28 protein-coding genes, 2 pseudogenes and 1 other annotated feature are annotated in these 26,331 nt (G+C 43.2%); of the genes and pseudogenes, 5 read left to right on the top strand and 25 right to left on the bottom strand.

Annotated elements, in window-relative coordinates; translation table 11 throughout:
- Nucleotides 1–90: 90 nt before the first annotated feature.
- The 4 genes from pyrR to HHK01_RS06315 form a co-directional block, all read right to left on the bottom strand.
- Nucleotides 91–627: a bifunctional pyr operon transcriptional regulator/uracil phosphoribosyltransferase PyrR gene (pyrR, locus tag HHK01_RS06330; RefSeq protein WP_170006986.1), complete on the bottom strand. Its 537-nt coding sequence runs from the start codon at nt 625–627 to the stop codon at nt 91–93.
- Nucleotides 628–804: 177 nt separating this feature from the next.
- On the bottom strand, nt 805–1,719 hold the full coding sequence (locus tag HHK01_RS06325) for an RluA family pseudouridine synthase (RefSeq protein ID WP_170006985.1): 915 nt from the start codon (nt 1,717–1,719) through the stop codon (nt 805–807).
- Entirely contained in the window at nt 1,706–2,197 is a 492-nt protein-coding gene (gene lspA, locus HHK01_RS06320) for a signal peptidase II (RefSeq protein ID WP_228027681.1), read from the bottom strand. Before lspA ends, HHK01_RS06325 begins: the two co-directional genes overlap by 14 nt.
- A 130-nt stretch (nt 2,198–2,327) precedes the next feature.
- Nucleotides 2,328–2,627, bottom strand: a complete 300-nt coding sequence (locus HHK01_RS06315; RefSeq protein WP_170006984.1) for a TraR/DksA C4-type zinc finger protein — start codon at nt 2,625–2,627, stop codon at nt 2,328–2,330.
- Nucleotides 2,628–2,824: 197 nt separating this feature from the next.
- Between HHK01_RS06315 and HHK01_RS06310 the strand changes: the two genes are divergently transcribed.
- The 3 genes from HHK01_RS06310 (at nt 2,825) to HHK01_RS06300 (ending at nt 6,523) form a co-directional block, all read left to right on the top strand.
- Complete coding sequence (locus tag HHK01_RS06310) at nt 2,825–3,895, top strand: CdaR family transcriptional regulator (RefSeq protein ID WP_170006983.1); 1,071 nt, start codon at nt 2,825–2,827, stop codon at nt 3,893–3,895.
- A 124-nt stretch (nt 3,896–4,019) separates the two neighbouring features.
- Nucleotides 4,020–5,141 (top strand): glycerate kinase, encoded by a 1,122-nt coding sequence (locus tag HHK01_RS06305; RefSeq protein ID WP_170006982.1) that lies wholly within the window; start codon nt 4,020–4,022, stop codon nt 5,139–5,141.
- 26 nt (nt 5,142–5,167) lie between these two features.
- Nucleotides 5,168–6,523, top strand: coding sequence for a GntP family permease (locus HHK01_RS06300; RefSeq protein WP_170006981.1), 1,356 nt, complete (start codon nt 5,168–5,170; stop codon nt 6,521–6,523).
- A gap of 427 nt (nt 6,524–6,950) precedes the next feature.
- Here the strand turns inward: HHK01_RS06300 and HHK01_RS06295 are convergent, their stop codons facing one another.
- The 10 genes and pseudogenes from HHK01_RS06295 to istA all read right to left on the bottom strand — a co-directional run bounded on the left by HHK01_RS06295 (nt 6,951) and on the right by istA (nt 14,453).
- Nucleotides 6,951–7,673, bottom strand: coding sequence for a LutC/YkgG family protein (locus HHK01_RS06295; RefSeq protein ID WP_170006980.1), 723 nt, complete (start codon nt 7,671–7,673; stop codon nt 6,951–6,953).
- Nucleotides 7,670–9,100, bottom strand: a complete 1,431-nt coding sequence (locus HHK01_RS06290; RefSeq protein WP_170006979.1) for a LutB/LldF family L-lactate oxidation iron-sulfur protein — start codon at nt 9,098–9,100, stop codon at nt 7,670–7,672. Before HHK01_RS06290 ends, HHK01_RS06295 begins: the two co-directional genes overlap by 4 nt.
- Nucleotides 9,101–9,133: 33 nt before the next feature.
- Nucleotides 9,134–9,850, bottom strand: coding sequence for a (Fe-S)-binding protein (locus HHK01_RS06285; RefSeq protein ID WP_170006978.1), 717 nt, complete (start codon nt 9,848–9,850; stop codon nt 9,134–9,136).
- Between the two features lie 149 nt (nt 9,851–9,999).
- Nucleotides 10,000–10,308 (bottom strand): gamma carbonic anhydrase family protein, encoded by a 309-nt coding sequence (locus tag HHK01_RS15530; RefSeq protein ID WP_228027680.1) that lies wholly within the window; start codon nt 10,306–10,308, stop codon nt 10,000–10,002.
- A gap of 93 nt (nt 10,309–10,401) precedes the next feature.
- A pseudogene (locus tag HHK01_RS15900) lies at nt 10,402–10,488 on the bottom strand (gamma carbonic anhydrase family protein); the annotation flags it as partial.
- A gap of 60 nt (nt 10,489–10,548) precedes the next feature.
- Entirely contained in the window at nt 10,549–11,334 is a 786-nt protein-coding gene (locus HHK01_RS06275; protein ID WP_170006977.1) for an enoyl-CoA hydratase-related protein, read from the bottom strand.
- 15 nt (nt 11,335–11,349) lie between these two features.
- Nucleotides 11,350–11,739 carry a CoA transferase gene (locus HHK01_RS06270; RefSeq protein ID WP_228027679.1) on the bottom strand — a complete coding sequence of 130 codons (390 nt, stop codon included), beginning with the start codon at nt 11,737–11,739 and terminating at the stop codon, nt 11,350–11,352.
- A 427-nt stretch (nt 11,740–12,166) separates the two neighbouring features.
- A complete protein-coding gene (istB, locus tag HHK01_RS06265) occupies nt 12,167–12,940 on the bottom strand; it encodes an IS21-like element helper ATPase IstB (RefSeq protein WP_170006975.1) in 774 nt (257 codons plus the stop codon).
- Entirely contained in the window at nt 12,940–13,260 is a 321-nt protein-coding gene (locus HHK01_RS15520) for a hypothetical protein (protein ID WP_228027678.1), read from the bottom strand. Before HHK01_RS15520 ends, istB begins: the two co-directional genes overlap by 1 nt.
- Nucleotides 13,261–13,265: 5 nt before the next feature.
- Nucleotides 13,266–14,453 (bottom strand): IS21 family transposase, encoded by a 1,188-nt coding sequence (istA, locus tag HHK01_RS06260; RefSeq protein WP_228027677.1) that lies wholly within the window; start codon nt 14,451–14,453, stop codon nt 13,266–13,268.
- Nucleotides 14,454–14,778: 325 nt separating this feature from the next.
- Here istA and HHK01_RS15745 point away from each other — a divergent pair, with 325 nt between their 5' ends.
- Both HHK01_RS15745 and HHK01_RS06250 read left to right on the top strand, forming a co-directional pair.
- Entirely contained in the window at nt 14,779–15,168 is a 390-nt protein-coding gene (locus HHK01_RS15745) for a UPF0236 family transposase-like protein (protein ID WP_170006974.1), read from the top strand.
- Nucleotides 15,159–16,013, top strand: coding sequence for a UPF0236 family transposase-like protein (locus HHK01_RS06250; RefSeq protein ID WP_265575557.1), 855 nt, complete (start codon nt 15,159–15,161; stop codon nt 16,011–16,013). Before HHK01_RS15745 ends, HHK01_RS06250 begins: the two co-directional genes overlap by 10 nt.
- Before the next feature lie 349 nt (nt 16,014–16,362).
- Here the strand turns inward: HHK01_RS06250 and HHK01_RS06245 are convergent, their stop codons facing one another.
- The 11 genes and pseudogenes from HHK01_RS06245 to sigE form a co-directional block, all read right to left on the bottom strand.
- On the bottom strand, nt 16,363–16,815 hold the full coding sequence (locus HHK01_RS06245; RefSeq protein ID WP_170006972.1) for a LutC/YkgG family protein: 453 nt from the start codon (nt 16,813–16,815) through the stop codon (nt 16,363–16,365).
- Between the two features lie 244 nt (nt 16,816–17,059).
- Nucleotides 17,060–17,314, bottom strand: a pseudogene (locus HHK01_RS06240) (lactate utilisation protein LutB domain-containing protein); the annotation flags it as partial.
- Between the two features lie 128 nt (nt 17,315–17,442).
- Nucleotides 17,443–20,202 (bottom strand): isoleucine--tRNA ligase, encoded by a 2,760-nt coding sequence (ileS, locus tag HHK01_RS06235; protein ID WP_170006970.1) that lies wholly within the window; start codon nt 20,200–20,202, stop codon nt 17,443–17,445.
- A gap of 71 nt (nt 20,203–20,273) precedes the next feature.
- Nucleotides 20,274–20,495: a binding site (T-box leader), on the bottom strand.
- Nucleotides 20,496–20,543: 48 nt separating this feature from the next.
- Nucleotides 20,544–21,083: a DivIVA domain-containing protein gene (locus tag HHK01_RS06230; protein WP_170006968.1), complete on the bottom strand. Its 540-nt coding sequence runs from the start codon at nt 21,081–21,083 to the stop codon at nt 20,544–20,546.
- Between the two features lie 93 nt (nt 21,084–21,176).
- Nucleotides 21,177–21,965, bottom strand: coding sequence for a YlmH family RNA-binding protein (locus tag HHK01_RS06225; protein ID WP_170006966.1), 789 nt, complete (start codon nt 21,963–21,965; stop codon nt 21,177–21,179).
- A gap of 57 nt (nt 21,966–22,022) precedes the next feature.
- Nucleotides 22,023–22,289 (bottom strand): YggT family protein, encoded by a 267-nt coding sequence (locus tag HHK01_RS06220; RefSeq protein ID WP_170006964.1) that lies wholly within the window; start codon nt 22,287–22,289, stop codon nt 22,023–22,025.
- A gap of 179 nt (nt 22,290–22,468) precedes the next feature.
- Nucleotides 22,469–23,149: a YggS family pyridoxal phosphate-dependent enzyme gene (locus HHK01_RS06215; RefSeq protein ID WP_170006962.1), complete on the bottom strand. Its 681-nt coding sequence runs from the start codon at nt 23,147–23,149 to the stop codon at nt 22,469–22,471.
- Nucleotides 23,150–23,164: 15 nt separating this feature from the next.
- Nucleotides 23,165–23,950 (bottom strand): peptidoglycan editing factor PgeF, encoded by a 786-nt coding sequence (gene pgeF, locus HHK01_RS06210; RefSeq protein ID WP_170006961.1) that lies wholly within the window; start codon nt 23,948–23,950, stop codon nt 23,165–23,167.
- Nucleotides 23,951–24,013: 63 nt separating this feature from the next.
- Nucleotides 24,014–24,292, bottom strand: a complete 279-nt coding sequence (locus HHK01_RS06205; RefSeq protein WP_170006959.1) for a YlmC/YmxH family sporulation protein — start codon at nt 24,290–24,292, stop codon at nt 24,014–24,016.
- Nucleotides 24,293–24,537: 245 nt separating this feature from the next.
- Complete coding sequence (gene sigG / locus HHK01_RS06200; RefSeq protein WP_170006957.1) at nt 24,538–25,317, bottom strand: RNA polymerase sporulation sigma factor SigG; 780 nt, start codon at nt 25,315–25,317, stop codon at nt 24,538–24,540.
- Between the two features lie 271 nt (nt 25,318–25,588).
- A complete protein-coding gene (sigE, locus tag HHK01_RS06195) occupies nt 25,589–26,308 on the bottom strand; it encodes an RNA polymerase sporulation sigma factor SigE (protein ID WP_170006955.1) in 720 nt (239 codons plus the stop codon).
- Nucleotides 26,309–26,331: the final 23 nt, after the last annotated feature.

The raw sequence follows: 26,331 nt of genomic DNA, 5'->3' as shown, positions 1-26,331 counted from the left end.
ACAATCACACCTTTTTCGTTCAAAAGGTGTTCGTTCGCTTCCCTCTTTTGCGTCTCTCTGGACAGCATCTTAAAAAAGGACTATATATGTTTATTGTTTTTCTTCTATTATAACTTGTTCCGTCCCGTCAACTTCTTCTAATTGAACGACGATCGCTTCTTCTGTAGAAGTTGGAACGTTTTTGCCGACGAAGTCTGCTCGGATTGGAAGCTCTCTATGGCCTCTGTCTACGAGTACGGCGAGTTGGATACGGCTCGGTCTGCCCACGTCCATGCAAGCGTCCATCGCCGCTCTTGCTGTTCGGCCGGTGTACAACACGTCATCAACGAGAATGACGGTGCGATTTTGCAACGAAAATGGAAATTCTGGTTTTTGTACGACAGGCTCATCTTGCTTTGTGGATAGGTCGTCTCTGTATAAGCTTATATCGAGAACACCTAGTTCAATTGTTTTCCCTTCGATTTGTTCAATGCGTTCTTGCAATCTCCTTGCGATGTCTGCTCCTCGCGTTTGTATGCCAACTAGAACACATTCTTGGATGCCTTTGTTTCGTTCGATAATTTCGTGCGCAATTCGTGTTAGTGCGCGACGCATCGCATCACCGTCTAAAACAACTGCTTTTGGCAACTTGTCACCCCCATCAAAAAACCCCCTCACCGTAACAGTGAGAGGGATTTGTTCGTACGAAAGTTGACAAACGATACACGTATCGCTTGTAATCCGTTTCCTTCTCAGCCTCACGGGACTGTACTTAAAGGGACTATTGAGTTCTTGAGACTAGTCTAGTCTAACTTTGTCTATTCGTCAATGTTTTTTTAATTCTTCCACGACGGCCGCTAGTTCAGATGGCAATGGCGCTTCGCATTCGATCAGTTCATCTGTCATCGGATGCACAAAGGAAAGCCGTTGTGCGTGCAAAGCTTGTCCATTTAGCGCCAATGTTTTTTTCGGACCGTACTTTGGATCCCCAGCAAGCGGAAAACCGATGTATTGAAAGTGAACGCGAATTTGGTGGGTCCGACCTGTTTCAAGCTCGCATTTCACAAACGTAAAGCCTTCTACTCGCTCTACCACTTCAAAGTGAGTCACAGCTGGCTTGCCGTAGTCAATGACACCCATTTTTTGACGGTCCTTCGTGTCTCTTGCGATGGGTGCGTCGATTGTTCCTTTTTCGTGCTGAATAACACCATGCGCAATCGCAAAATACTCGCGCTTTAACTGGTGGTCTTGCAGCAAATCTTGCAAGCCTTGATGAGCAACATCATGCTTTGCGACGACAAGCAAGCCTGATGTGTCTTTATCAATTCGGTGAACTATGCCAGGTCGCAATTCCCCATTGATCCCAGACAAAGACCCTTTGCAATGGTGTAGCAACGCATGAACGAGCGTCCCTTTCGTGTGGCCTGCAGAAGGATGAACAACCATTCCCTTCGGCTTGTTGACGACGAGAAGGTGTTCGTCCTCATACTTAATATCTAGCGGAATATCTTCCGGAACCATGGCAATTTCAACAGGCCTGGGTTCTGTGACTTGAATTTTGTCACCGAATGCTACTTTATAATTTGTTTTTATTTCTTTTTCGTTTACAAGGATATACCCATCCTGAATCCACTGTTGAATTTGGGTGCGGGAGACGTTTGGTAACTGTTCTTTCATGTATTTATCTAGTCTAGTGGATACAGCATCCTGGTCATCGACCGTAAATTTATGAGTTGACATGTGGTTGTTCCTTTTCTTTTGAAGAGTCTTCGCGCCAAATGATGATCATAAGTAAAATAACACCAACAACCAAACTAGAATCGGCTACGTTAAATATCGGAAATTGATAAGTACCGAAGAAAAACTGAAAAAAATCAACTACCTCTTGTCGGAAAACACGATCGATGAGGTTCCCAATGGCTCCCCCGAGCATGAACGCAAGAGCAAGCTTTGCCAGCGGTTTTTCCTTTGCCCATCGTTCCATATAGAAGATAATAGCGATCACAACAATAACCGTAATAATGTAGAAAAAAAACATTTGTCCTTCTAGTATGCCCCACGCAGCACCAGTATTACGATGCGATGTAATATAAAAAAAGTCGTCTATTACGGGGATGCTTTGTAGCTCTGTCATGCGTGTCACAATCATCCACTTTGTGAGCTGGTCGATCGCGATAATGACGAAGGCGAGTATGTAAAACAGCTTCGTTCCCTCCACTTCCTGTATTCTTTTCGCACTTTTTAAGGCGAGAAAGAAAGCGCACAAATTCTAAAAAAGCTGTGCGCTTATTTTATCCAATAGAGTTTCACTTTATTGTAGCACAAGTCCGGCCCTAGGAGGTACTGATTCACGGAGCAAATTGGTCGTGGAGGGAAACTCGCCCATATGATTGTAAGTTTTCGAAGCATTGGAGAGTGCGTGCGGTTGGCAACGTAGCAATATGATAATCCTCTAATGGCATACCTGTTTGCTCACACACTCCATACGTTCCGCTCTCGAGCTTCCCAATGGCATGCTGGGTATCAAACAATTCGTGTTCCATCACTTGCTTAAGAAAAGGATCAAGTGGAATGGAAAGCGAATAGTCTAGGCGTCGCTTTAACTCTTCCTCTGATTTACGAAGTTCTTCATACACAGTGTGGTTCACGATATGATCTCCTTCCTGATCCATTCTCTAGCTCATGAATGTTTTTCGTCGTACGTATAGTATGACCGAGTGCGCAAGATGTTTCCGAAGTAAGATTTTCTAATTTATTGGCTATTTCAAGAAACTACTTATCCTTGCTAGCAAAGCGTACGTTGCTTATACTTTTGGAAATAAGGAACAGCCGCGGAGGAATAATTATGCAAATAACATATGAATTTGGCGCAGAAGTGATACAAAAATTACGGAGACATTTGAATGTACCTATTAACATTATGAACACAGAGGGACTGATTGTAGCGAGCACGGACGACTCACGCATCGGTCACATGCATCGTGGAGCAAAGCAAGTATTGAAGGAAAAAAGAGATATCATTTTGTCACCTGAAGACCTGGCATCTTATCCTGGTACAAAGCCTGGCGTCAATTTACCGATGTATCATTTTCAAGAAATCGTTGGAGTGATTGGTATTACGGGGCACCCAGACCAAGTTTTGCAAGCAGCAAACATCATTCGTACTGCTGTTGAAATGGCGGTAGAACAAATTCACTTGCAAAGCCAGCTCTTTTTCAAAGACAGCGTGTTGAACAATTGGTTACAGCAAGTTTTTCATCCACTTGGTGTAGACGAAAGCCGACTTGAACAAGAGGCACACTATCTGTTGAAACTACGTATAGATGAACCGGTTACAATCGTTGTATTCGAAATCATTCACGCAAGAAAATTTGCAGAAACAATCAAAAACAAACTTAATGCTTGTTTGTTTCTGTCCGTTTTGAATGAAAACGAAATCGTTTTAGGATTAAAAAACACAGTCACAAAACCCGACGTTCAACACCTCATCCAGACAGAAGCTTCCTTTCAAATTGGTATCGGCAAACCAGGAACATCCGTACTCGGGATGAGAGCTTCTTATTTTCAAGCGAAGCATGCCCTCCGATTGAATCAGCGCAAGCAAAAAGATGATGTCAACCATATAAATGACTGGGAATTAGAACGCCTCCTCGATCATATAGACACGGACGTTTGCCATGAGGTACTCGCACTATACACATCTAAACTTCAAAAGATGGAACAGAGCTACATCGAAACGTTGCAAGCGTATTTCGAATCCCATTTGCAAACAAAGGCTTCGGCAGAGAAATTACATATCCATCGCAACACGCTACTGTATCGGTTGGACCAAATTAAGCAAAAAGTCGGGCTCGATCCGCGAAATTTTCGCGAGGCGATGATCCTTTTTATCATTCATTTTCAGTTGGACGAGTAAATTCATACTTGTGCAAATGCACAAAAAATAGGTGTAAGTAGTCAGAAATTCTATCCATTCGTCTAATTGCACCGACCCCCTCTTTCCTATTAAATAGAAAGTAACAATTAAAAGGGGGAATCGTATGAAAATTGTCATTTCTCCAGACTCATTCAAAGGATCTCTCACAACAGAGCAAGTAGCAGAAACAATGGGGCGTGCTTGCTTGGAAGTCGTACCACAAGCGAATGTGGTTATCAAACCGATGGCTGATGGTGGCGAAGGAACGATGGATACGCTTCTTTTTACCACAAACGGGAAGCGCTTTCAGGTGACTTGTTCGGGTCCGCTCGGTGACAACATTGAAACTGCTTATGGGAAAGTTGAGCAAACAGCTTTTTTGGAAGTCGCTAGCGTGGCGGGTCTAACGCAAGTGCCTGTAGAACAACGTGATCCTTATAAAACCACATCTTACGGTCTCGGCGAATGCATCAAACACGTGCTGGATGCTGGGTTTGCTTCGATTCTCATCGGACTCGGGGGAAGCGCTACCAATGACGGCGGACTTGGCATGTTGCAAGCGTTAGGCGCAAAATTTTTTGATCATCAAGGTAACGAAGTCGATAAGTTTGGCGAAGACCTGCTCGCCATTCACCGTGTTGATCTATCGGGATTAGATTCAAGACTGAAAAACACCACCATCAACATCGCATGCGACGTTGATAATCCTCTTTGTGGTCCACGCGGGGCTAGTGCGGTTTACGGCCCACAAAAAGGCGCGACTGCGGTCCAAATTCAAGCGTTAGATGAAGCCTTGCACCATTACGCCGAACTGATCGAGGCATCGATCGAAAGCGTGCATAAACACGTGCCAGGCGCTGGTGCTGCTGGTGGACTCGGCTTTGCCTTTATGGTACTTGGAGGTGAACTTGCCTCAGGTGCTGAACTTATTGGTAACGTCATTCGCCTAGAGGAAGAAATCTCTACAGCAGACCTCGTCCTAACCGGAGAAGGCCAAAGCGATGAACAAACATTGTATGGCAAAGCACCAGGATTTGTGGCAAAGTTAGCTAACACGCACGGCGTTCCCGCTGTATTAATCTCTGGAAGCGTGCGCGATGACCAGCATGCTTTACTAGAACACTTTACAGGGTGTTTCTCGATCACAAGAGGCCCTGCCACTTTAGAAGAGTGCATGACGTTAGGGGAAGATTTGCTCTATGAACAAACAGTAAACGTTCTGCACCTCATACAATCATTACGGTGAGTACTACGAATTAGGGAGAGGGTACTATGGAAGGGTTCAGTCTCTTATTAGTGATTTTACTTGGGGTTTTGTTTGTTATTTTTGCTACGGCAAAGCTAAAAATTCACCCGTTTCTATCGTTACTGTTCGCCGCATTTGGTACAGGTATTTTAGCTGGTTTGCCATTAGCCGACATTGTCACAGCTGTTAACACTGGTTTCGGCGGTCTCATGGGAAGTATCGGTTTAGTCATCGTTTTCGGTACGATCATTGGGGTTATTCTTGAAAAATCTGGTGCCGCTCTCCGTATGGCAGAAGTCGTTCTTCGTCTCGTTGGAGAAAAGCGTCCACAGCTGGCGATGAGTCTGATCGGAAGTATCGTCAGTATTCCTGTATTCTGTGACTCCGGCTATGTTATTTTATCTTCTTTGAAAAAAGCATTAGCGAAGCGTGCTAAAGTGGCAGTCGCTTCGATGGCGATTGCGTTATCAACGGGACTTTTCGCTACGCATACATTAGTGCCACCAACTCCAGGTCCGATTGCAGCAGCTGGAAACATTGGTGCAGAAAACTATCTAGGCTTAATTATCTTGATCGGGATTATCGTAGCGATCCCTGCCGTTACAGTTGGGTATATCTGGGCGATGAAAGTCGGAACAAAGATCAAAGTCGAAGGTGAAGACGACCTTCAATACGATTACGATGAAGTGATTAAGGGCTTCGGAGAGATGCCGTCCACATGGAAATCATTTGCTCCGATCCTCGTCCCTATTTTGCTCATCGGATTTGCTTCACTCGTCACGTTTATTGGTTGGGAAGGTTTCATTTTTGACGTTTTCCTCTTCCTCGGATCACCTGTAGTCGCTTTACTTGCCGGGATTTTCTTCGCCTTCGCATTGTTGCCTAAATTTGACGAAGAAACGCTATCTGGCTGGGTTGGAGAAGCCCTTAAAGATGCTGCACCTATTTTGTTAATTACCGGTGCTGGTGGTGCGTTCGGTTCTGTTATTAAAGCAACACCTGTAGGCGACTTTATTCAAGGCTTTGCGAATAGCGGACTGTTAAGCGGTGCCTTCTTCTTGCTGATCCCGTTCTTGATTGCTGCTGCCTTGAAAACAGCACAAGGATCGTCAACGACGGCACTTGTTATTACGTCGTCCTTGATGGCACCTCTACTCACCCAAGCCGACATTTCCGGAGCGCTTCCACTTGCACTTGTTGTCATGGCTATTGGAGCTGGAGCGATGGTCGTATCACACGTGAATGACAGCTACTTCTGGGTTGTGAAAGAATTCAGCGGCATGACCGTCGTTGATGCGTATAAAGCACAAACGATGGCGACACTATTGCAAGGGATTGTGGCGTTAGTTACTACGATGGTGCTTTGGATGTTGTTTGTATAATAGTTTTGGGCGGAAGTTGCTACTTTGTGGCTGCTTCTGCTTTTTGGTTTGTTCCTCGTAATAGCCTTTCTAGTCCCCTTATACCCTCTTCAGTAACCGGCTTTTGTTTTAATTGTGCTTCCAAATACGCGTCCCGCTCCCGTTGATCCTCTTCAAACCAATCTGGTACAAGCTCTGTTCTCGTCCTCGACAGTGGCTAATGCTTCCGATCTTGGAAAGCTTTTTCATGCTCGTGCCAATCAGCTATTGATCGAATCCTGATCTTAGGAAAATCTACCGTTTACTCAGATTGCGGAGACGTGTTGTCAATAAAGATGAGGAATCTGAGAAATTGAAATAGGGTTTTTTGACAAAGAAAATAGAACACCCTCTCTACCTACAATGGTGGAAAGGGTGGAAACGTGTCCATATTTTCAAAGATTTCAACTTACCTATCATTCACCAAAATATAAGTTGCCTTCACAGGTCCATGAACGCCTACGACTAAGTTCATTTCAATATCGGCGGAATTACTAGGTCCGGTTATGAAATTTATACATGAGGCAATGCTTTCTCCTTTTTCTATACTCTGATGAATAGAGTGTGCGACCTGCGTAATACGAGGAACAAGTGTACTTTTTGGAATAATGGCTATATAGGTTGTTGGTAAGAGACTGACCGCCCGTCCTTTTCCTTTATCACTATACAATACAACCGTACCTGATTCTGCAAGCGTTTGATCGCTAAATGTAACTCCAATATTTGCCTTTTCCGCTAATTCAATATTCTTCCTACCTATTAGTGGGTCCCACATGTTTACATTGATATTTTTTTCTGGCCACTCGTCTTTCATCAAGTGACCCATTCCATACTCTTCAAAACGGGGATCCTCCCAAGTAATAATTGGACCGCCCCCGTAGTTCGATACTACCTGATCAACGACATGGGGCAATTCACCTCCCGAAGTTTCAATAAAATCGGTATGAATTTTTGAGCATTGTTCTTTCAGTACCTCAACTAATTGGTTCTGAGTGTATCCACTGAATACTTTCCATTGGGGTTCGTGCTTCCATTTAGGTCTTGCGAGAGCATCGTCACTCATATCCCTACCTAAGTTTTTCGAGATGTTTTTTAGCATTTTTTCCCGGTTATAAATCACTCCCTTTGTCATTCTTTATCACCTCCGTAGTCACGATCTTTAAACCAATCGCGAAATCTATTCTTTTCAGGTGCAGGGAACTCTCGAATATTTGTCCAAGCCTTTAGTGGACCAGGGCCTTTGGAAATCTTGTGATTCACTGTAAATGGATTCATAGCCTTCGGTGCAAATTTAGATCCAACATTATAAAGCTGTTCGGATGCCGAACCGAGACCAAAGACCTTCATTGCTAGTTTTTCAGAGATCGGAGCTTTGCCTTCTCTCTCTACGATGACTTGTCGATGCTTATGTAGCAGCTCATGAAGTGGAATTTTTACAGGACATGCTTCTGTGCATGCGCCACATAGAGTAGAGGCATATGGGAGTTCTTTATAATCATCATAGCCACCTAAAAGTGGTGAAAGAACAGCTCCGATTGGGCCAGAATAGATCGATCCGTACGAATGTCCCCCTACGTGACGATATACTGGACATACGTTCACACAAGCTGCACAGCGAATACACTGTAATATGGACTGAAATTCCGTACCTAAAACTTTGGATCGACCATTATCCACAATGACTAAATGAAATTCTTCAGGACCGTCTACATCCCCTTCTTGCTTAGGTCCTGTTAATGCGGTGACATAGCTCGAAAGCTTTTGTCCAACAGCACTTCGAGTGAGCAAACTAACGAGCACTTCAAATTCTTCAAAGGTTGGTACAACTCTTTCCATTCCCATCACTGTAATCTGAGTTTTAGGAATGGTGGTGACTAACCTGGCGTTTCCTTCATTGGTTACTAAACTAATCGTACCGGATTCGGCAATCGCAAAATTGCAGCCAGTAATGCCAATATCGGCTGTTAAAAACTCCCTTCTTAATAATTCTCGTGCATGCAAGGCTAATTCTTCTGGTTTCTCTGTTTGCTTGTATCCTAATTTCTCTTTAAAAACGTCTCGAATTTGTTCTTTGTTTTTATGAAGAGCTGGAGCCACTATATGGGACGGAGGGTCATGATCATCTACTTGCAAAATGTACTCGCCAAGGTCTGTTTCAATCACTTCACAGCCCGCCTCTTCTAAACAGGCGTTCATGTTTATTTCTTCCGTTACCATCGATTTTGATTTAACAACCTTTTTTCCGTCTTTTTTCATAACCACTTCTTTTATATATTGGTTTGCTTCTCCAGCTGTTTCAGCAAAAAATACATGACCGCCTCTTTCTGCTACGTTGTCACTTAATTGCATTAAATAATAATCTAAGTTATTTAAAACGTGTTGACGTATTTCTTCGCCGAGAGAGCGCCATTCTTCCCAGTTTCCTAATTCTTCAGCTGCTTCCAAACGTCTTGTTCTCAGGCGTTCTTGAGCATCTGAAACAGCACCGCGCATAAAAGCGTTGTGAATGCCATCGTCGATCCTTTTTTTGAAATGGTCCGTGCCAATTTTCATAGCCATGGTTTCCATCCCCTTCCCAATGAAATAAATTAGCTAGCGACTGTTTAGGACCTCTGCAATGTGCAATACTTTAATTTCTGCACCTAACCGCTGTGCCCGACCACCAATGTTCATTAAACAGCCGCAATCAGCACTGACTAAATAATTCGCTCCTGTTTGTTCCATATAATGAACTTTTTCGTCCACCATTTGCTCAGATATTTGGCCCATTTTTACTGAAAACGTGCCTCCAAATCCACAACAATTATGATTTTGAGGCAATGGAACCACTTCTAGATCCTCTACATTGTTTAATAGTGTTAAAGGTGCATCCTTTACTCCTAGTAATCTAGTCATGTGACAGGATGTATGAAAGGTTGCTTTTCCTTGTAGCTTTGCACCGACGTTTTCCACCTTTAATACTTCAGTAATAAATTGTGTTAGTTCAAAAGTTCTCGCCGCCAACTGTTTGGCCTTCTCTTCCCACACCGAATCGCCGGTAAAAACCTTTGGGTATTCACGAAGCATCGTTGCGCAGGAACCAGAAGGTGTCACAACATACTCAGAATGTTCGAAGGTTTTAATCATCCTTTTCATTGCCTCTTTTGAATCTTTTACATAACCACTGTTATAGGCGGGCTGACCACAGCAAATTTGTGCTTTTGGGAAATCAATCTCACATCCAAGGTGTTCCAGGAGTTCAACTGTTGCCTTTCCTACACCCGTCTGGAACATATCTACGAGGCATGTCACAAATAATGAAACTTTCAATTCCTCTCCCCCCTTATCGTTAAAAATGTGTGATCAATACATCTGTTTCTTCATTCAGTTATGAAAAAAATCTCTCCGATTACAGTTAGTTTTTATAACAGAACTGTTCATGGAGAGATGTTCACTTATGATAAGGCGCTTACAAGGCTTCAGTCAAGTTTTCGGAGCTTCTCTGCGAAATGCTTTCCGTTTTCTATATAGTGATAGGTACCTGACTTCATTCTATCCAAATCGTTTTCCGAAAGCTTTCGTATTTCCTTGGCAGGGACCCCTGCGACTAGCATACCTGGTGAAACAGTCATTCCTTCTCTCACCAGAGATCCCGCAGCTACGAGCGCTCCTGCTCCTATAACTGCACCGTTCAGAATGGTACTTCCCATACCTATTAAGGCATCCTCCATAATAGTACAACCGTGTAAAATGACATTATGACCTACTGTTGCATGTTGATGGACCATTGTAGGAAAATTTAGATCTGTATGCACAACGGTTCCATCCTGAATATTTGCACCTTTTTCAATGGTGATTTTTTCATTGTCACCTCTTAGTACAGCATTGAACCATACAGAGGAATTTTCTTTAAGTTCAACATTACCAATTATATGTGCACCAGGAGCGATGAACGAACTTGAATGAATAATCGGATGTTTGTCATCTAGTGAGTATTGAATAGTACATCCCTCCGTATACTTTATGACTTAAGAATAGGTAAACACTGGTTTGCGTTTTTCAAGGAATGCTCTTACACCTTCCCGATAATCGTCAGTTTCAAATGAATCGAGAACGAGCTTTGCAATCTCTTCAGTATCTTCTGATTCACCGTCTAAAACTTTTGAAACGACATACTTTGCACCTCTAATAGTAAATTGTGCATTTTCAGACAATAATTTAGCGTAATTATATGTTTTAGCTTCTAGTTCGTCATGTTTATAAACACGATCTACTAAACCAATTTCCTTTGCCTCAGATGCATCTAATAATCTACCTGTGTAGAGTATATCTTTCGCCTTACTCGGCCCTACTAAATCCACAAGATTCTTTGTTCCTGGAAGGTTGTATACAAGGCCTAGTTTGGCAGGGGTAATGCCAAATTTCCCACTTTCATCACAAAATCTAAAATCACATGCTAAACTAATCTCGCACCCACCACCAACACAAAAGCCTTGTACCATGGAAATCGTTGGTTTTTTGCACTCCATAATGATCTTCTCGGCATCTAAAGTCGCTTGGTTATATTTATCGGCACCTTCTGCCGTATAACGGAGTGTTTTAAATTCACCTATGTCTGCCCCAGCTGAGAAAGCTGTGTGATCCCTACCTCTAAATATAATGACTTTTACTCCCGAATCTTCATCACACTGTTTAGTTAATTTGGAAATTTTTAACCACATGTCATAATTTAGAGCGTTGCGTTTCTCAGACCGATTTAAGTAGATTGTTGCGATATTATCCTTTTTTTCTACAAATATATAATTGTCAGACATACTTCCACCCTTTTCTTATTTAATAACCCCTTGTTCTCTAAAGAGACTCAGTTGATCACTCTTAAAGCCGATTGAGGATAATACTTCATCCGTATTTTGACCAATAGTTGGAGATGAAAACCTAATCTCACAAGGCGTTTCTGAGAACTTTGTAGGTGAGGCAATTGTCTTCATCTTCCCGATAATAGGGTGTTCAATTTCTTGTATCATGTCTCTAGATATAAAATGCTCATCATTCATAGCATCTTCAAAATTATTAATAGGGCCTGCCGGCACACCCGCTTCTTCACACTTCTCTAACCAGTACGACATATTTTGTGTTTTTAATACGTCTTCAATCAAATCTTCTAATAGATCCACATTTTCATTGCGCTTTGTATTATTTTCAAAACGTGGGTCGGCCATACTCAATTAAGAGCATCTAACTGCTCCTTTGCTGGTATTAATGAGTTAGTTGGGTACACTTAAATTTTAATACTACCGTCACTGGCTTTTTCAACTTCCTCTGCAAACTACCCTGCTAAAAGTGAGCGATAGTCCTCTCTTTCTCCAGTCGGGTTTGCCCATTGATGTGCTAAATTCAGATTTTTGTAAAAAAAGCTCCCACTAACTCTTGACCTAATTAATCTTGCCAAGTGCCTTCCTTGACGGCCTTCCACCTACCTGAGACACTTCAGGATGATGAGAAGGAAAAGGAACCAAGTCTAAAAGACCTGTTTCCTTTGGTAAAACCGAATTTTTATTGTCTACTTCTTGGATCGCGACGCACAGGTGTAACCGTCAAGTAGAATTAAACACTTTTCCACAATTAATTTTAAACAGCTTTCCACAATTAAGATTCAACAGATTCTTCATTAAATAATGCTTTTCTATACTTCATTCGAATGCTATCAGCCTCTTTATCGAAAGTCAGTATCTCACTACGGTGTAGGAGACGGTCTAAGATCGCTGTAGTGAGAGTGGGGTCACCTAGAAACTTCCCCCACTCACTGGGTCCTTTGTTTGATGTTAATATGAAAGCAGCCTTATCGTATAAGTCATAAATGAATTGAAAGAATAGATTCGCTTCTTGGGCCTCGTACGTCATATACATCACGTCATCGATTATGATTAAATCTGAATCTACAATCCTTTTATAACGCGTTCTAGATTTACTCGTATACTCTTTTGTTTTCAAGATATACATAAGCTGGCTCATGGAGACGAAAGACACTTGGTAACCGCTCTCCACGGCATGTATGCCTAATGCAATAGATAAATGCGTCTTACCTGCGCCTGTTGGCCACATCATAATTAACGTGAAACATTCTTCTATCCAATTCAACTCCTTTAACACATTCAATTGCTTCTCACCAATCGCAGATTGTTCTTTTATGTCATAACTCTCAAAAGTCATTTTTTCTGGGAACTCAGCCCATTTCATCAGTCTCTCACTGTTCTTTTTCTCACGACACCTCATCTCATAGCTTAAGAGCTCATGGACAAATTCATGGTAGGTCCAATTTTTCAATTCTGCCTTTCGGAGTAAGTTAGGTAATTCCTTGGCCGTCTCAGCCAGACGCAAAGTGCGGCACTTGTCTTGTAGTAATTCAAACGGATGACTCATCAATCTCTACCTCCGGCCAAAACTTTTAAATAAATATCTTCAGAGCGTTCCGGAGCGATAATGTCTTTATATTTTTGGTTGGGTTCAGCGACTATAGGAGATGTGCTTTGACTCTGAACAGAAAGTGCGTGCGCGATATCTCTGAAATCATTTGCACTCGTCATATTAAGCTTTTTCATCTCTTTCAGCGCTTGCTCGCTGTACCCCGGGTATTTTCTTATTGTGTTTTGTAGCACTTTCAATTGATCTAACATATGACGTGGATACTTTTCTTTCAATTGCTGTACGAGCCACTGAATGTTTTCTTTATCTACAAACACCCCTTCTACTTCTCGAATGAAGGTCTCTCTTTTGGACATGTTCCGTTCGCGATGAGCAGTCCTCTGCCTTCTGGAATCTGATGTTTTGCCAATATAGACCCTGTCTGCTTCAGTTTAATATACAAAATCCCTTCATCCTCTTGAAGATAAACGATATTGGAAGCGTCTTGTCTGTACGTTCCTCGAGGAACACTGTAACGGTTCCCACCGAAACGAATGACGTTGTCCTTCTGGATCCTTCTTGTTATACTAGCTGAGAGAACATTTTCAAAAATGTAAGTACCAGAGACTTTCCTTAAGTGCTGCTTTTCCAGGGCGTGCACTTCAGAAGGTCTCTTTTTTGTATTGTGATGAACCTTGTAATTGCCCGTCCGCTTCAACCAAGCGTTACAGGAGATATTCCAGTCTGTAATATTGTCAAAGACGCGATTTTTACTGAAGTTATTTTTAACAAATTTAACGACTTGTTCAATTTTTCCTTTTGACTCTGGATCGCTCTTTCGACAGAGATGGATGGTGAATTGACGGGTTTGGTGATACTTCGTGAATTCTGCTGTCATAATGAGGTCTCCCGCATTTTCACTTATGGCCAACAACGCATCTTGGTCATACACCATTTCCGTTGGGATCCCCCCGAAATGATGAAAGGCGTTTTCATGCATTCGAATCACATCAGCTGTTCGAAACGGCCGGTCCAGCCACTCTACATATTTGAATTGAGAATGGGAGAGAACAAATGCGATAAAGAAAAGTCTCTTGTTACCCCCGTGCTTATCCTTCACAACGGTTTGCCCGAAGTCCACTTGTGCTTGTTGCCCCATGGGCAGCTCTGGAACGGATGAGTAGGTACGCTGTATACTGACTCTTGGAATATGGTAGATATCTCTCATGTCATTTAAATAATTTCGTACCGTGTTTTCCGCCACTCCTTTGAAATTCAACTTCTCCTCCAGCCAATCAAATGCCTGAGCACCTGTAAGATCAGGATGTTCCCGCAACCAACCAAGAAGGTCATTATGGTATGGATCTAACCTCTTCTCTCTCGTTTGCAGAGAGATAGCAAACTCTTGAAATTCCTCTGGTGTCATTTTCAAATAATCTATCACCCTATTTCTTGATATATTCAGTTTTCTAGAAATGGCACTCTTTGAAAAACCTTCTTTGTATAATCGTTGAATGTCGATGTAATTCATGAAGCGGTTCACTCCTAACTCCTCACCTTCAATAGACTAGTATAAGTATATTAAAAGTGAGCCAATAGTAGGGAACTGTTTAATCTTATTTGTAGTTTTCTGCTCATTTCTATTTGAGGAAAACTGTTGATTCTAGTTTAGCGTTTACAACAGGCACCGATTTTACATGTTCATGTTTAATTAGAGCCAAAAATAAAATAGATAAAAACTAATTTAAAATTACTTTTTTGGCAAAAAAATAACTTAATGTATATGGTAAATTTTAACATTAAAAATTGAAGGCCGCCATATAACTATCTATATTTACTCCTCATAGCTGAATCTAGTGACGGAGGTTTTACAGGACGTAGACAAACAACTAGCAGAGAACCGGGATAAAAAGAGATTTGAGTTAAAGGAAAATAAATGGTGCCAGCAGGAAACGCTATTCGGATTTGTGGAAATCCAAAGAAGATACTATCGAGATCGCGAGACAGGGCAATACGTGTTCCTACTCGATCAAACCATTCAATTCAACGGTGGAGGGTTCTCTCCTAACCTAGAAAAAATGGCACTAGAAATGGCAACGCAAGGCTCCTATCGCAAGGCCTCTCATGCGCTGAAGCAGTTTCTCGGTTACAGTGTGATGAGCCACGAATCCGTTCGTCAGCGAGTCCTAGCCGCTCAGTCTGTTCCCTCCCCTTCCGAAAAACGTCACAACGCGTCTTGTTTGTAGAAGTGGACGGCTTGTATACGAAATTCCAACGCTCTTCAAAAAGAGGGAAGGAAGTGAAAATCGCAGCGGTACATGAAGGATGGAGTCGCAATGGGAAGCGGACCTCTCTAGTCAACAAGAAACACTACGTACATAAAGGCAAAGCCCCTTTCTGGGAAGGGTTTGAGACGTTCTTACTCGACCAGTATGGATACGACCCGAAGCAGACTCTATTGATCATCAACGGAGACGGAGCGACTTGGATTCAGCACGCGAGAGATCACTTCGGACCCTCCGCTTTTGTCTGTCTGGACCGATTTCACATCGCGAAGGAGATCAAAGAACTGTTTCATGATCATCCGCGCTATCGTGAGTTGCGTAAAACCTTAGCCCGTTACGATGTAGACGGTTTATTTCTTGAGCTGAACAGTGCGGTAGGTACTCTGCAGACGGAAGAACGAGAGGAGAAATTGGAGAAATTCATTGCGCTTCTGACCAAAAACAAAGAAGGACTTCAGGATTACAGAACGTGGTTGAGCCTAGAGACAAACACCTCGACAAAGGGCATGAGACCGATGGGAAGAGCAGAAGGCACGATGCACGTGTTTGCCAAGCGCTTTAAAGGGGGTCGTGCCTGGTGTGAGACAGGCTTGATGAGTATGTTGGATGTGTTTCTGGCGAGTTTGAATGGCTGGTCCATTCAAACTGTAGCTGGGGTCCTACTGGAAAGACTCGAAAAATCAGAAGGCATTCAGAAACGCACGCGACAAGTCCGATCTATTCCGAAGCAAGTAGCCGAACTCGTACGTCAAAACATACCAGTAGCGAAGCCACTTTATGCCGCACTTAAGGGGCTAGCTGGCTAAATTAGCAGAAATACAAAGATGAGCAATGCCAGCACTTTAGAAACCGCTTACAAGACAGGGCGTAAAAGGCTTTTAGAATATACTTGGAATTCTTATATAAAAAACTCCCGTTAACTCTTGACTCAATCAAGTGACTTGCAAAATCTGTGGAGGTAATACGTTTGTGGAGGCAACCGATTTTATAAATCTTCTACCAGTCAATAAGAAAATGGCATTCGGTTCTGGGAAAATGTACAACGTTTGTTTGGACTGTGAGAGGTGTTGTCGATAAAAATTAAAAATCCTGAGAAGTTAAGATGACAATAAACACCCTCCCCCATCAAGGTGGAAAGGTGTTTATTGTTTCAACTTACCTATCTTGAACTACAATGTAAGTCGCTTTCACCGGTCCATGAACACCAACAACTAAGTTCATTTCAATATCAGCGGAGTTACTAGGTCCTGAAATAAAATTTGATGCATGAGGAAATCTGTTCGCCATCCTCAATGCGCCTGTGAATGCTGTGAGCCGCTTGCGTAATACGAGAACAATCGTGCTTTTCGGGATAATGGCGATATAGGTTGTCGGTAATAGACTGACCGCACGTCCTTTTCCCTTATCGCTAAATAAGACAGCGGTTCCTGATTCTGCAAGCGTCTGATCACTAAACGTGATGCTGACGTTTGCTTTTTCTGCTAGTTCAATATTTTTTCTCCCTAGCGAAGGATTCCAAATGTTGACGTCTATGTTATTTTCGGGCCAATCGACCTCTAATAAATGGTTCATTCCGTACTCTTCAAAGCGGGGATCATCCCAAGTCATGATTGGCCCGCCGCCATAGCCAGCTACTACCTTTTCGGAAGATACTCCTCTGACGTCTGAATAAAATCAGTGTGGATTTTTGAGCACTGCTCTGCGAGTATGTCCACTAACTGTTTTTGTGTGTAGCCTCTATAAACTTCCCACTGAGGTGCGTGCTTCCATTTTCGTGTTGGAGTAGTAGTAGTATTCGCTTCTCTACCTAAGTTTTTCGAGATATTGTGAAGCATTTTTTCACGATTATAGATCATTCTTTGTCCCCTCCATGATCGCGATGTGTAAACCAATCCCGGAATCGGTTTTTTTCTGGGGCAGGAAATTCACGGATCGCTGTCCACTCCTTTAATGGACCTGGTCCTTTGGAAATTTTGTGATCTACTGTAAACGGGTTCATAGCTGTCGGTGCAAATTTAGATCCGACATTGTACAACTGCCCAGATGCCGAGCCCAGACCGAACATTTTCATCGCAAATTTCTCAGATATCGGTGCTCTTCCTTCCTTACAGATAAAAAGCTATAGTAGACCTCCTGTACTGCCGTATTATAGGTCGAACTTTGTCGCGAAGATATTTTCTTTGCTCACAAAAAAACCTCTCCACCCTATTGATGGAAAGGTTTTTTTGGTTGATTTTATCCAGCATAGTGCTCTGTAACAACTGCCGCACAACGCCCACAAAGTTCTGGGTGTTGCCCTTGGCTACCCACTTCAGTCGACACCGTCCAGCACCGTTCACAGCGTTCGCCTTCTGCTGGTGTTACAAGAACTGATGCATGTTGAAGTTTCAACGCTTCAGTAGGTGCGCTTTCTGTTGACACTGAGTAACGAGACACAATGAAGAGCTGATGAAGTGGCTCTTTCATCTGCCCTAGAAGTTGTTTCGTTTCTTCATTCACGAATAGGCTCACGTGTGCCTGGAGTGATTTCCCGATTTTCTTTTCGTTACGGGCTTCTTCTAGCGCTTTCAGTACGTCATCGCGTAGCTGTAGAAACGTGTTCCAGCGTGAGAAAAGTGCCTCCGCGTGTGGTAGCTGCTCCGCTTTCGGTAAGTCTGTTAGCTGAACGCTATCCTCCGTCACTTCAGGAATGTGTGCCCATACTTCGTCTGCTGTGTGTACTAAGATCGGTGCTAGTAGCTTTGTTAAGCTGACAACCGTATCGTACATCACCGTTTGCATAGAACGACGGGCGTGATCATTTGGTGCCTCGACGTACACGACATCTTTTGCCACATCCAAGTAGAACGAGCTTAAATCAATCGTGACGAAGTTGTTCACTGCATGGTAAATCGTCGCAAAATCGTATGATTCGTAGCTATCGTTTACTTTCGCAATAACTTCTTGTAGACGTGCGTACATGTACTGATCCATGTCACGCAAATCTTCCACAGCCACGCGATGCTCAGACGGGGTGAAGTCAGCTAAGTTACCGAGTAGGAAGCGGAACGTGTTACGTAGCTTCCGATACACTTCAGACACTTGCTTGAAGTTTTCCATAAACACTTTTACGTCTGCACGGTAATCTACTGAAGATACCCACAGGCGCAACACGTCGGCACCATACTGCTTCGTCACCTGCTCTGGAGCAATGACGTTGCCGATCGATTTAGACATTTTCCTGCCTTTTTCATCAACTGTAAAGCCGTTTGAAACGACTTCTTTATAAGGGGCATGACCTGTAACAGCCACACTCGTAATCAAACTAGAGTTGAACCAGCCACGGTATTGATCAGAGCCTTCGATATATAAATCTGCAGGATGTGTTAACTCTTCCCGTGCGGCTAACACGGCATAATGCGACGAACCAGAATCAAACCAAACATCCATAATATCTTGTTCTTTCCGGAATTCACCGTTTGGACTTCCGGGGTGAGTAAATCCTTCTGGAAGGAGTTCTTTAGCATCCCACTCAAACCAAATATTTGATCCATGTTTCGCAAACAATTGAGCAACATGTTCAACCGTGTCCTTCGTTAAAATATCCTCCCCATCCTCGGCGTAAAACACCGGAATCGGCACACCCCACGCACGCTGACGGGAAATACACCAATCACCGCGATCGCGAATCATGTTATAAAGGCGCGCTTCTCCCCAGCCTGTATACCATTTCACGTTTTGAATTTCGCTCAAGAGCTGCTCACGGATCGGTTCAATGGATGCGAACCATTGTGCTGTGGCACGGAAAATGGTCGGTTTTTTCGTACGCCAGTCATGTGGGTAAGAGTGTGTAATGAACTCAAGTTTTTCAAGCGCATTCACTTCTTGAAGCTTTTCTGTAATCGCTTTGTTTGCTGTATCGTAAAATACTCCTTCAAAACCAGGTGCTTCGTCCGTAAAGACACCTTTTTCATCGACAGGGCATAGGACGTCTAAACCATACTGCTTCCCGACCAAAAAGTCGTCTTCCCCGTGACCTGGTGCCGTATGAACACAGCCTGTTCCACTATCTGTTGTAACGTGTTCACCTAAGATAACGAGTGATTCTCTGTCGTAAAACGGATGCTGACAAACAACACGCTCGAGATCCGCTCCCTTTACGGTTTTCACAGTTGTTACGTCCGTCCACTCAAGCTTTTCAGAAACTGTTTCTAGTAGTTCTTTTGCTACAACATAAGTGGAACCATTTGCCTCTGCGACCACGTAATCTAACTCAGGGTGAAGGGCGATGCCTAAGTTTGCTGGAATCGTCCAAGGTGTCGTTGTCCAAATAACTACCTTCGTTCCTTCTTTCAACACGCCTTTGCCATCAGTAACCGCAAAGTTTACATAAATAGATGGAGAACGCTTTTCTTGATACTCGATTTCCGCTTCTGCTAAAGCAGATTCACTAGACGGCGACCAGTAGACAGGCTTTTTCCCTTTGTAAATAAAGCCTTTGTCCGCCATTTCACCAAATACACGAATTTGCTGCGCTTCGTATTCCGGCTGGAGCGTAATGTACGGGTGATCCCAGTCACCGCGAATCCCTAGCTTTTTAAAGCTTTCTCGTTGAATATCCACTTGCTCTAGCGCATATTCCATACACTTTTGACGGAATTCAGCAACCGTCATTTCCTTACGATTCACACCACTATTCGTTAGCTTTTGCTCGATTGGTAGACCGTGTGTGTCCCAACCTGGAACGTACGGAGAGTCGTATCCCGACATGGAACGATAGCGAACGATCATATCTTTCAGCACTTTATTGAGGGCGTGCCCCATATGGATATCTCCATTAGCATACGGAGGGCCATCGTGCAATACGTACTTAGGACGGCCATTTGTCCGCTCCTGAACTTTTTTATAAATGTCCATCTCTTCCCATCGTGCTTGCATTTCCGGTTCGCGTTTCGGCAAATTTCCTCGCATCGGAAACTCAGTTTTTGGCATTAGTAGGGTATCTTTGTATTCCACTGTAGTTCCACCTTCCATATATAAGTCATCAGGTTGAAAGATTAGCAAACAAAAAACACTTCTCATCCCCAAATTGGGACGAGAAGTGTTTTCCCGTGGTACCACCCAGTTTGACGCATAATGCGCCCACTTTCGCTGTCGTAACGTGACAGTACGCTCATCATTACTAAGGCTTTCCCGTTCATATGAGACTCAAGGGGGATTTTCGACATTTCGCTCTTACTAGGCTCACACCATCCCTAGCTCGCTACAAAGAGTGAAGAAATGCTTACTGTCCCTTTCAACGCCGTTCCTCTATTCAACATGTATGTGCACATTATATGCAATTTGGGAATACAACGTCAAGAGCGGGAGGACGAGACAGATCGACTTTCGTTCTCTTCATCCTTCACGGAGATGAAGTCCGTAGCGTCCTTCTCGTAATCTAACAATTCATCCCAATCATCGTTTTCGATAAGGTCCAGCTGTGCTTCGATGAGCATTTTAAAACGAGTACGGAATACTTTTGACTGTTTCTTCAAGTCTTCAATGTCAAAGGCAATTCTTCGCGCTTTTCCTAATGCTTCGTTTACGATGCGGTCCGCGTTTTTCTCTGCTTCTTTAACGATGAGTTTCGCTTCTTTTTGTGAGTTACGCTTGACTTCTTCACCAGCTTCCTGGGCGATCACGATGGATTTATTAAGCGTTTCTTCAATATTTGTAAAGTGCCCGAGACGATCAGTAAGCTGGCTGTATTTTTCTTCGAGCTCCTTTTTCTCGCGAAGCAAAAGCTCGAAATCTTTTATAATCTGGTCGAGAAATTCATTTACTTCATCTTCATCGTATCCACGAAAACCTCGTGTAAATTCTTTATTATGAATATCAAGTGGTGTTAACGGCATTTTTGGGGCACCTCCGCGAAATAATTCAACTAAGTACATGATGCAATTCTTTCTCTAGTATACAACGTTTCGACAGGACATGGGACGATTCCTTTATTTTCGTGAATTTTTTTGGACAAGAACAGACAACTTCCACTTTCCTTTTTTCGTTTGCCCTTCAATAGTCTCGATCGTGACCCTACCAAACCCTCGAAGCGAGAGCACATCCCCTTGTCTACATTCTACGTTTGGTTTCGTAAGTACTTGCCAGTTGTGCTTCACTTTATTTTCACGAATTGCCTCACTCACTACAGATCTTGAAAATCCAGTAGCAGAGGAAAGCACGGTATCAATGCGCAACGAAGAAGCGGTCACTTCCCTCTTCGTCCCATCCTGTTGAACAGGTAACAACTGTTCAAGTTCTCGTGCTTGTAGGCGAACGGTTGTATTGCCAACTTTTGTGAGCTGCAATTCAATAAAGGAAGCGATCTCCTTTGCACAGACAAATTGCACACGCTCGCCATCAAACAGTAAATCGCCGAACTTGTCTCGATCAAGACCGATTCCTAATAAGCTTCCTAACAAATCTCGGTGAGTCATCGTCACGAATTTCTTCGCATAATCGACCTCAAAAACTTGGAGATGTGCCTCATCCTCTAGCGATTCGACATACGGAGGGGCAATAACAAGACGCTTCCTTTCAGCCTGCTCACTTCCGCCAAAAAAACCATACGTGTACTCGTTTTGTTCGATGCCAAGCACTTCTCGGGCAATCACCTGTTGCCTTGGGTCTAAAAAGTCGCTACACTTTGCCACGTATTGTTCGGTGACCTGGTCGCGCCATTCCAGTAGTTGATCGATAAACGCATGCTCCTCAGGTCGATAATGGTCGTACACTGCCATGTAAAACTTCCTCCTAATACAAATAGCTGACCCTCACTTAGAGAGCCAGCCCCGTTTTTACACAAAATTGAGTAATAGTATTCGTAGTCCATCTACCGCAAATCGAAGCACTAAAAGCGCGACGATTGGAGAAATATCAATCATCCCAAGCGGTGGAATGAAGCGACGGAACACGTCTAAATACGGCTCACAAATGCGACTCAAAATCTCGCCGAACTTAGACTCTCTAGCCCCAGGGAACCACGACATAAAAATGTAAATAATTAAAGCAAACGAGTAAATCGATGCTAACGTATTGACCACACTTATGATTTGATAGACCAACTAGTTCCACTCCTCGCATAGTAATGAGCAGGAACTCCAATCCCACTCAGACACTGACCTTATGTAGTAATGATTATGGAGTACATAGGGTGATGATGTTTGCCTTGTGTAGAACGGCGTAGAGCAAACGCCTTCCCAGTTACTCACCCGACTTGTTTCTTTTTAAATTCAAAATTGCTTCACGCCTTTTCCCCAACGAGAGATGACCCAATACGTATGTATGTGGATCCTTCTTCGATAGCCAATTCAAAGTCTCCGGACATGCCCATAGACAGTTCATTACACGGGGCATAAGGTAAGTTTTTTTGCTGTATAGACTCTTTTATTTCACGAGCTAATCGGAAAGATCGACGAATCGCTTCTTCGTCACCACCGACCGGGGCCATTGTCATCACTCCGACAATAGAGATCTTGTCCATCTCTGCTAGAGCCTTTACAAAAGCATCCAACTCATGGATAGCAAGTCCATGCTTTGTAGCTTCATCGGTTGTTTTCACTTGCAAAAAACACGGCACCACCCGAGTCGATCGCTTCTGAATTTCCTTTGCCAAGGAAAGACGATCCAACGAGTGTAGCATATCAATAGAATCGATCACCATTTTTACTTTACGAGACTGCAGTGAGCCGATAAAGTGCCACGTTGGTTCCGTGCCAAGAGCTTGTATCTTTTGTATGAATCCCTCGTCGCGATTTTCTGCCAAGTGCTTGATGCCTGCCTCGTAAGCTTCTTTTGTTCGTTCGACAGACACATACTTCGTGACTGCCACTATGTTCACATCGTCAGGAGAACGATCTATCCGGTGGCACGCTTTTTCAACTTTTGCTTGAATGGTGGCTAAATTGTTTGCTACAGATGTCAAGTTAAAAAGTCCTCCTTACACTTTCCAGCCGATATACGCTAAGATCCTTCCTGCTTGACCTTGTTCTTTTCTGTGGGAGAAAAACTGGTCGTTATGACAGGATGTACAGTAATCGGTCACACGAATACGTTCAGGTGCCACGTCAGCTTGAATTAGTAATTGCTTGTTCACTTTACGCAGATCAAGGGCGTACTGTCCACTCGTAACTTCATTATAGAAGGTTTGTCCCCCGTGTTCCATCACTTCATCTACTCGACTGATCACTTTGTCGTCCACAATGTAACACTCACCACAAATAGATGGGCCTATGACGACTTCTAGGGAGGACAACGATGCACCTTGATTGGTTAACTTCCGCACCGAATTCCCGGCTATATTTCCGACCGTCCCCCTCCATCCGGCATGACTCACACCAATCCATTTCGTTTTTGGATCAAAAAAATAGAGGGGTACGCAATCTGCAAATAGGAGTGTAAGCAGTACCCCACTCTTGTTGGTGATCAGCCCGTCGGTAGCTGTGAGCGCCGAATGTAAAGAATCGCTGCCGCAACCAGCTTCCCGCCGAGTGACCTCCCTAACGTTCGTTTCATGTGTTTGTTCTGTGCTTACCCAATGGGACAGGGGCACATCCAATTCTTGCGCAAGACGTGTTCGATGCTGCTTCACATGTACCGGATCGTCACCAACGTGAAAGCCGTATTGCTGGGCGCGGTTGGTCACCCCTGCTAGTAAAGAAGGAAAGGCCGTGGTCCAAGGTGAAATGTCAAAATGCGTCCGAGAGACTTGTTTGAAGACGTCCATTCCCGTTTCACTCCTCTTCTCACTCCAGTGTACCATATCAAGACACCTCGTGAGGAGGAGGAGTTACTGCGTATGTCCTTCTATTTGTTTTGGAGCCTCCGCTTGCTTTGATCGTACAAGAATAACGTCTTCCCCAATTTTTAATATTTGGTTCCACGGTATAACAACTTCCTCATCCTTACCAAAAATCCCAAAATACTTTCCGCTCCCATATAAAACGATCGACTGAATCGCCCCTGTTCGTACATCAATTTCTATATCGCCAATGTTCCCCAACTTTTTACCGTCCGAGATGTTGATGACATCCTTTGCTTGAAATTCGGAAATGCGCACAACTCTCACCTACCCTTTAGATCTATCACTCTAGTGTATGACGTGGAGTGCCCAGAATGAACGAATCTTTTTAACGGTAAGTCGTGACGTACAAACTTTTTAGTAGGTATTGTCTATCGGGGGATTCCTTCGTGCGAAAAGCAGTTATTTGCCCATAAAGGCGGATTCCGGACCTTGACCATTGAATTTTCTCGCCATCCAACAAAAAAGAGTGCCCCGACGTTCAAAGGGCACTCTAAGCTTTTATTTAGTTTTCACGATTGGATATTTTTGTTCATTTGTTTAATGGCTGCTTTTTCTAAGCGAGATACTTGCGCCTGTGAAATGCCGATTTCGTCAGCCACTTCCATTTGCGTTTTCCCTTGGAAGAACCGTTTTCGTAAAATGAGCTTCTCCCGTTCATTCAGACGGCGCATACCTTCTTTTAACGCAATTTCTTCAATCCACTGAATATCACGATTTCGTTCGTCACTAAGCTGATCCATGACAAAGATTGGGTCTCCCCCATCGTTATAAATTGGCTCAAATAAGGAGACGGGATCTTGAATAGCATCCAAAGCAAATACAATCTCTTCGTGTGAAACGTCCAACTCCTTTGCAATTTCTTGAGCGGTTGGTTCTCTTGAGGTTTCACTCATGAGGCGCTCGCGAACTTGTAAGGCTTTGTACGCGATATCCCGTAAACTTCTGGATACACGAATCGGGTTGTTGTCACGTAAATAACGACGAATTTCCCCAATGATCATCGGAACGGCATACGTAGAAAATTTCACATTTTGTCCTAAGTCAAAGTTATCAATGGATTTCATAAGTCCGATACACCCGACTTGAAATAAGTCGTCTACAAACTCACCACGATTATTGAACCGCTGAATCACACTCAAGACGAGACGCAAATTTCCATTCACAAGCTTTTCACGAGCTTCATACTGTCCTGATTGCATCTCTCGAAAGAGCTTACGCATCTCCTCATTTTTCAATACGGGAAGTTTTGATGTATCTACACCGCAGATTTCAACTTTGTTTCGAGTCAACGCTATTTCCCTCCTGTCAGGAGCTGCTGTACAAGGTTCAGTATCTCCCCGACAAGGAAAAATATGCACATGGAAATGCGAAAGCGGGTTGCTTTGGTCATCCCACTCGTCTTAGATCCGCAGTGAATGTCGTTCTTCAGACTTTTATGGAGAGGCTGAAACGACGTGCGGTGACCTACCCGCTGTAGCTAGACACGTAAACTAGACGACAAAAAAAAGCGAACCTCAAAGAGATTCGCTTCAAAAAATTGGGGGTGAAGTTATTGGTTCTTTAAACCATTTTATTAAATTCCTTCCTCAATCTTTTAATAATCCTTTTTTCTAAACGCGAAATATACGATTGCGAGATGCCAAGCATGTCTGCCACGTCTTTTTGCGTTTTTTCCTCTTCCCCAAGTAAACCAAAGCGTAGCTGCATAATTTGTTTTTCTCTATCTGACAACTCGTGAAGGGCTTTTAACAACAATTTTTTGTCTACACTAGCTTCCAAGTCTTTCGTAATAATATTGTCTTCTGTACCTAGCACATCGCTAAGAAGGAGCTCATTCCCGTCCCAATCGATGTTAAGGGGCTCGTCGAATGATACCTCCGAACGAATTTTATTATTGCGCCGTAAGTACATTAAAATTTCGTTTTCAATACAACGGGACGCATAAGTAGCTAATTTGATTTTCTTTTCCGGGTTAAACGTGTTGACCGCTTTAATAAGACCGATCGTTCCAATACTAATTAAATCTTCAATGTTAATCCCTGTATTTTCAAATTTCCGTGCAATGTATACGACAAGGCGCAAGTTGCGTTCAATCAGCACAGAGCGGGCAGCTTTATCGCCGTTCGGTAACTTTTTTAACAGAAGTGCTTCTTCATCCTTACTAAGAGGTGGCGGTAATGCCTCACTACCACCGATATAGTAAATTTCATCTGATTTGACACCTAAACGCAATAAAAATTTTGTCCATAATAGAGATAACCGTAATCGCCATGTTTTCATGTTCAAGACCCCCTCTTATGTAG

This window comes from Bacillus fonticola, from assembly GCF_012955605.1.
Classification (GTDB): domain Bacteria; phylum Bacillota; class Bacilli; order Bacillales; family JC228; genus Bacillus_CG; species Bacillus_CG fonticola.
This window is presented reverse-complemented; position numbering and strand designations above follow the sequence as displayed.

Coding starts and splice junctions, on each gene's coding strand:
- HHK01_RS06325 (WP_170006985.1), bottom strand. CDS start 1,719: ATGTCAACTCATAAATTTACGGTCGATGACCAGGATGCTGTATCCACT.
- HHK01_RS06310 (WP_170006983.1), top strand. CDS start 2,825: ATGCAAATAACATATGAATTTGGCGCAGAAGTGATACAAAAATTACGG.
- HHK01_RS06305 (WP_170006982.1), top strand. CDS start 4,020: ATGAAAATTGTCATTTCTCCAGACTCATTCAAAGGATCTCTCACAACA.
- HHK01_RS06300 (WP_170006981.1), top strand. CDS start 5,168: ATGGAAGGGTTCAGTCTCTTATTAGTGATTTTACTTGGGGTTTTGTTT.
- HHK01_RS06295 (WP_170006980.1), bottom strand. CDS start 7,673: ATGACAAAGGGAGTGATTTATAACCGGGAAAAAATGCTAAAAAACATC.
- HHK01_RS06290 (WP_170006979.1), bottom strand. CDS start 9,100: ATGGCTATGAAAATTGGCACGGACCATTTCAAAAAAAGGATCGACGAT.
- HHK01_RS15530 (WP_228027680.1), bottom strand. CDS start 10,308: ATGGTCCATCAACATGCAACAGTAGGTCATAATGTCATTTTACACGGT.
- HHK01_RS06275 (WP_170006977.1), bottom strand. CDS start 11,334: ATGTCTGACAATTATATATTTGTAGAAAAAAAGGATAATATCGCAACA.
- HHK01_RS06270 (WP_228027679.1), bottom strand. CDS start 11,739: ATGGCCGACCCACGTTTTGAAAATAATACAAAGCGCAATGAAAATGTG.
- istB (WP_170006975.1), bottom strand. CDS start 12,940: ATGAGTCATCCGTTTGAATTACTACAAGACAAGTGCCGCACTTTGCGT.
- istA (WP_228027677.1), bottom strand. CDS start 14,453: ATGAATTACATCGACATTCAACGATTATACAAAGAAGGTTTTTCAAAG.
- HHK01_RS06245 (WP_170006972.1), bottom strand. CDS start 16,815: ATGACTTGGGATGATCCCCGCTTTGAAGAGTACGGAATGAACCATTTA.
- HHK01_RS06230 (WP_170006968.1), bottom strand. CDS start 21,083: ATGCCGTTAACACCACTTGATATTCATAATAAAGAATTTACACGAGGT.
- HHK01_RS06225 (WP_170006966.1), bottom strand. CDS start 21,965: ATGGCAGTGTACGACCATTATCGACCTGAGGAGCATGCGTTTATCGAT.
- pgeF (WP_170006961.1), bottom strand. CDS start 23,950: ATGGACGTCTTCAAACAAGTCTCTCGGACGCATTTTGACATTTCACCT.
- sigE (WP_170006955.1), bottom strand. CDS start 26,308: ATGAAAACATGGCGATTACGGTTATCTCTATTATGGACAAAATTTTTA.